This is a genomic window from Streptomyces sp. E2N166, assembly GCF_003671715.1.
Taxonomy (GTDB): domain Bacteria; phylum Actinomycetota; class Actinomycetes; order Streptomycetales; family Streptomycetaceae; genus Streptomyces; species Streptomyces thinghirensis.
Window position 1 is genome coordinate 250,128 of the sequence record NZ_RAIF01000018.1, and the last position, 3,909, is coordinate 254,036.

Annotated in this window: 4 protein-coding genes and 1 pseudogene; 3 read left to right on the top strand and 2 right to left on the bottom strand. The window is 72.2% G+C overall.

Annotated features, from left to right (window positions below; translation table 11 throughout):
* A partial coding sequence (locus tag EBH09_RS37835; RefSeq protein WP_238697325.1) for a DUF6182 family protein occupies positions 1–227 on the top strand: 227 nt, incomplete at its 5' end.
* Between the two features lie 94 nt (positions 228–321).
* Here EBH09_RS37835 and EBH09_RS15400 read toward each other — a convergent pair.
* Positions 322–1,839, bottom strand: coding sequence for an MFS transporter (locus tag EBH09_RS15400; protein ID WP_121747822.1), 1,518 nt, complete (start codon positions 1,837–1,839; stop codon positions 322–324).
* A gap of 137 nt (positions 1,840–1,976) precedes the next feature.
* Complete coding sequence (locus tag EBH09_RS15405; RefSeq protein ID WP_121747573.1) at positions 1,977–2,618, bottom strand: TetR/AcrR family transcriptional regulator; 642 nt, start codon at positions 2,616–2,618, stop codon at positions 1,977–1,979.
* Positions 2,619–2,687: 69 nt separating this feature from the next.
* On the opposite strand from EBH09_RS15405, the gene EBH09_RS15410 reads away from it, so the two are divergent.
* Positions 2,688–3,566, top strand: coding sequence for a virginiamycin B lyase (locus tag EBH09_RS15410; protein WP_121747574.1), 879 nt, complete (start codon positions 2,688–2,690; stop codon positions 3,564–3,566).
* Positions 3,563–3,909 (top strand): annotated as a pseudogene (locus EBH09_RS15415) (antibiotic acetyltransferase); the annotation flags it as partial. The gene EBH09_RS15410 and the pseudogene EBH09_RS15415, both read left to right, overlap by 4 nt.

The window sequence follows — 3,909 nt, forward strand, 5'->3', positions numbered from 1 at the left end:
TCCACCACGCCCTGGCCGAGGCGGTCCTGTCCGGGCTGATCGGCGCGGGCACCGGAGTCGTGCTCCGGCACCTGCCCCGACTCGACCCGGCCGAGGGACCCTACGCGATGCTGCGCGCCGTCCCCGACCGGGACGCGTCCGACGGCCGGCTGCGCGCCTGCGCGGGCGTCGCCCGGTGCGGCGCTGAAGGCGAGGAAAGCGAAGGCACCCGCGTTCTTTTGGGGTGAAAAGAGAGGGAAGCCCCTTCATGGCCTAGCCGCGGGCAACGCCAGGCGTTTTCGCGTACGCGCCCCTGCCTGGCGTGGAGCCGCTTCCTCCTCCTCAGCCCGTGTCGTCCTCGTCCGTCGCCGCCCGGCCTCCCGGGTGGCGCAGTGCGCAGAAGTAGCCGACGGCGAGGGCGACGGCCATGCCGTAGAAGACCCACTGGTTGGCCTCGGCGAAGTCCATGCGGATCGCGGGCATCGCCTCCCGCATCGTCGTCTCCGTCGCGCCGCCGCCGGTGGGGGTGCGGGAGTCCGCGTTGCCCGTGATCGCCTGCGTGACGTCCCGGGCGAGGGAGTGCTCCGCGTCCGGCGGTGCCCCGCGGCTGCGGAGGGTCTCCGCGACCCTGTCGGTCATCGTGTGGGTCAGCATGGTGCCGAAGACGGCCAGGCCCACGCTGGCCGCGTAGTTGCGGACGGTCTGGGTGATGCCGGTGACCTCGCCGTACGAGGCGTCGATCGCGCGGTTGACCGCGTCCGTCGACGCCGGGGCCAGGATGAAGCCGATGCCCGCGCCGGCGAGCGCGACGTAGGGCCACTGGTCGTGCATGGACAGGTCGGTGAGTTTGCCCGCCCAGAGCGCGAAGCCCACCGCGCCGACCGCGCAGCCGATCCGCATCGCCGGGCGGGCGCCCCGCTTGTCGAGGATGCGGCCGCCCCACTGGGAGGCGATGGCGAACCCGGCGAAGAAGTACAGCAGGTACAGCGCGGCCTGGTTGGGTGAGGCGCTGAGGGAGACCTGGGCGTAGACGGACGCGAAGAAGAACACGGGGACGAACGCCAGCATGGCGAAGAAGAGCACCAGTGCGTCCACGGTGAAGGCGCGGTCGCGGAAAACGGCCAGGTTGATCAGGGGGTGCCTGCGGGTGGCGCGCAGCTCGTAGTGGCAGAAGAAGGCCAGGAGGGCGAGGCCGCCCGCGATGCAGGCCCACGTCGCCGCGCTGTCCCAGCCCCAGGCCGACGCCTGCTGGAAGCCGAGCACGCTCAGACCCATGCCGGCGACGATCAGCAGGGCGCCCCTGATGTCCAGCGATTCGTCGCGCCGCCGGTCGGAGACGCGGGCGAGAGCGGTGAGGATCAGCGCGATGATCGCGACGGGGACGTTGACCCAGAAGATCGACCGCCAGGTCCAGGCCGTCAGCCAGCCGCCGAGCAGCGGCCCTACGGCGGTCAGGGCGCCGGTGAGGCCGAAGAAGAGGGCCAGGGCACGTCCTCGGCGCTCTACGGGGAAGACCGCCACGACCACGGCGAGCGCGGCCGGGAAGAGCAGCGCGGCGCCCAGCCCCTGGGTGGCCCGGAAGACGACGAGCCAGGTCAGTGCGTGGTCCCCGGCGGGTACGCAGCCGCACAGCACCGAGGAGACGACGAAGACGAGGGTGCCGACCACGACCACGCGGCGCGGGCCCCACAGGTCGGCCAGGCGCCCGCCGAGGGCGAAGAAGGCGGCCAGGGAGAGCAGATAGGCGTTGATCACCCACTGCATGCCCGAGGTGGAGAGCCCGAGTTCGGAGACGATGTCGGGGGCGGCGATCGAGACGATCGTCTGGTCGATGAACGTCATCGCCACCGCGAACATCATGGCGGAGAGTGCCAGCGGCTGGGAGGCGGCGCGACCGGCGCCGGGCGCGTTCTCGTTCCGTTCCGTGTGCGTTCCGCTCACCCGGCCAGTCTGAGCCCGTCCCCTCGCTCCCGCATCCGGGCCGCCACCGGGCGGGCTCAGGAGCGGCCGTACTCCGCCAGGACCGGTGTCAGCAGGTCGAAGGCGCGCGGCGCCTCCCGCGTCAGCACCTGAGCGATCTCCGGGTTGGCCGAGCCGGCCAGCGTCAGTTCCTGGATGCGGGAGAACAGGACCCGGTGGACTCCGCCCAGCAGTGCCGCGGCCGTGCGGGGCGTGATGTCGTCGGGCGAGGCGGCCGTCGCCCCGGCCAGGGCCGCGGCCAGCGCCTCCTCCCGTCGGTCGTGGAGGCCGCGCAGGCAGGAGGTGAGGGTGGGACTGTCGGCGATCATGCGGGTGAAGGCCGGGCCGGCGAAGCCCGCGACCGGGTCCTGCGCCGCCACCGACGCCATGAAGGCACGGCGCAGGGCCGCCAGCGGGGTCTCGCCCGGTTCGCGCGCGGTGACGGTGTCCGCCAGGGCGGCGACGAACTGGTCCTGGTGGTCGAGGGCCAGGTCCTCCTTGCGCGGGAAGTAGTTCGTCACCGTCTTCTTGGCGACGCGGGCGGCGTCGGCGATCTCCGCGATCGTCGTGCGCTCGAAGCCCTGCTCGATGAAGAGCCTGGTCGCGTGGTCGGAGATCAGCTGCCGCGTCTCGCGCTTCTTGGTCTCACGGAGGCCTGGCGCCGGTGTGTTCAGGTCCATGGGCAAATCTTACCTCGGTAGTATTTTTATGTTGACAGCCAAGATGCTCCCTAGGTAAGTTTACTCTCGATGAACGAATTAACCGTACGGGAGTTCACCGTCAGCAGCCCGGACGCCGGTCCCTACGCCCTCGCCGAAGGGCCGGACGGCGCCCTCTGGTTCACCCTCGTCCACCAGGACGCCGTCGCCCGCCGGGACCCGGGCGACGGGAGTGTCGCCATCCACCCGGTCGGAGCCGGGCCGACCGTGATCGCGCCGGGCCCGGACGGGGCGATGTGGTTCACCGAGTACCGGGCGCACCGCGTCGGCCGTATCGCCCCCGACGGCACCTACTCCTCCTTCGCGCCCCTGACCCCCGAGGGCGGGCCGTTCGGCATCGTCGCCGGGCCGGACGGAGCCATGTGGTTCACGCTGTCCGGCGTCGACCGCGTCGGCCGCGTCACCATGGACGGCGAGGTCACCGAGTATCCGGCGCCCGGCGCCTTCCCGTCGGCCGTCACGGTCGGCCCGGACGGGGCCCTGTGGTGCACCCTCAACCAGCAGAACGCCGTCGGACGGCTCACCACCGACGGCCGCGGCACCGCCCATCCCCTGCCGACCGGGGGCGCCGCGCCGGTGGGCATCACCGCGGGGCCCGACGGCGCGCTGTGGTTCACCGAGATCGGGGCCGGGCGGATCGGCCGGATCACCGTGGACGGCGAGATCACCGAGTACCCGCTGCCCGACCCCGCGGCCCGGCCGCACGCGGTCACGGCCGGGCCCGACGGTGCGCTGTGGTTCACCGAGTGGGGCAGTGGCCGGGTCGGCCGGATCACCGTCGACGGCCGCGTCACCTCGTACCCGCTGTCCCGCCCCGACAGCGAACCGCACGGCATCGCCCGGCACGACGGCACCGTGTGGTGCGCCCTGGAAACCGGCTCCCTGGCCAGAATCGAGGTCACCGCGTGACCGACCCCACGACCGCTCCCGACCCCGGCGTCCTGCACCCGCTCGCTCAGCACCCCCGGGTCGTCCTCCTCAAGCCGCTCGTCACCGACGAACGCATCCAGGTCGGCGACTTCACCTACTACGACGATCCCGACGACGCCACCGCCTTCGAGACGCGCAACGTGCTCTACGCCTACGGGCCGGAGAAGCTGATCATCGGCAGGTACTGCGCGATCGCCTCCGGCACCCGGTTCCTGATGGCCGGGGCGGAGCACCCCACCATGGGCGTGTCGACGTTCCCCTTCACCATGTTCGGCGGCGCCTGGGCCGAGGCCACGCTCGACCTCGTCACCGGCATGCCCAG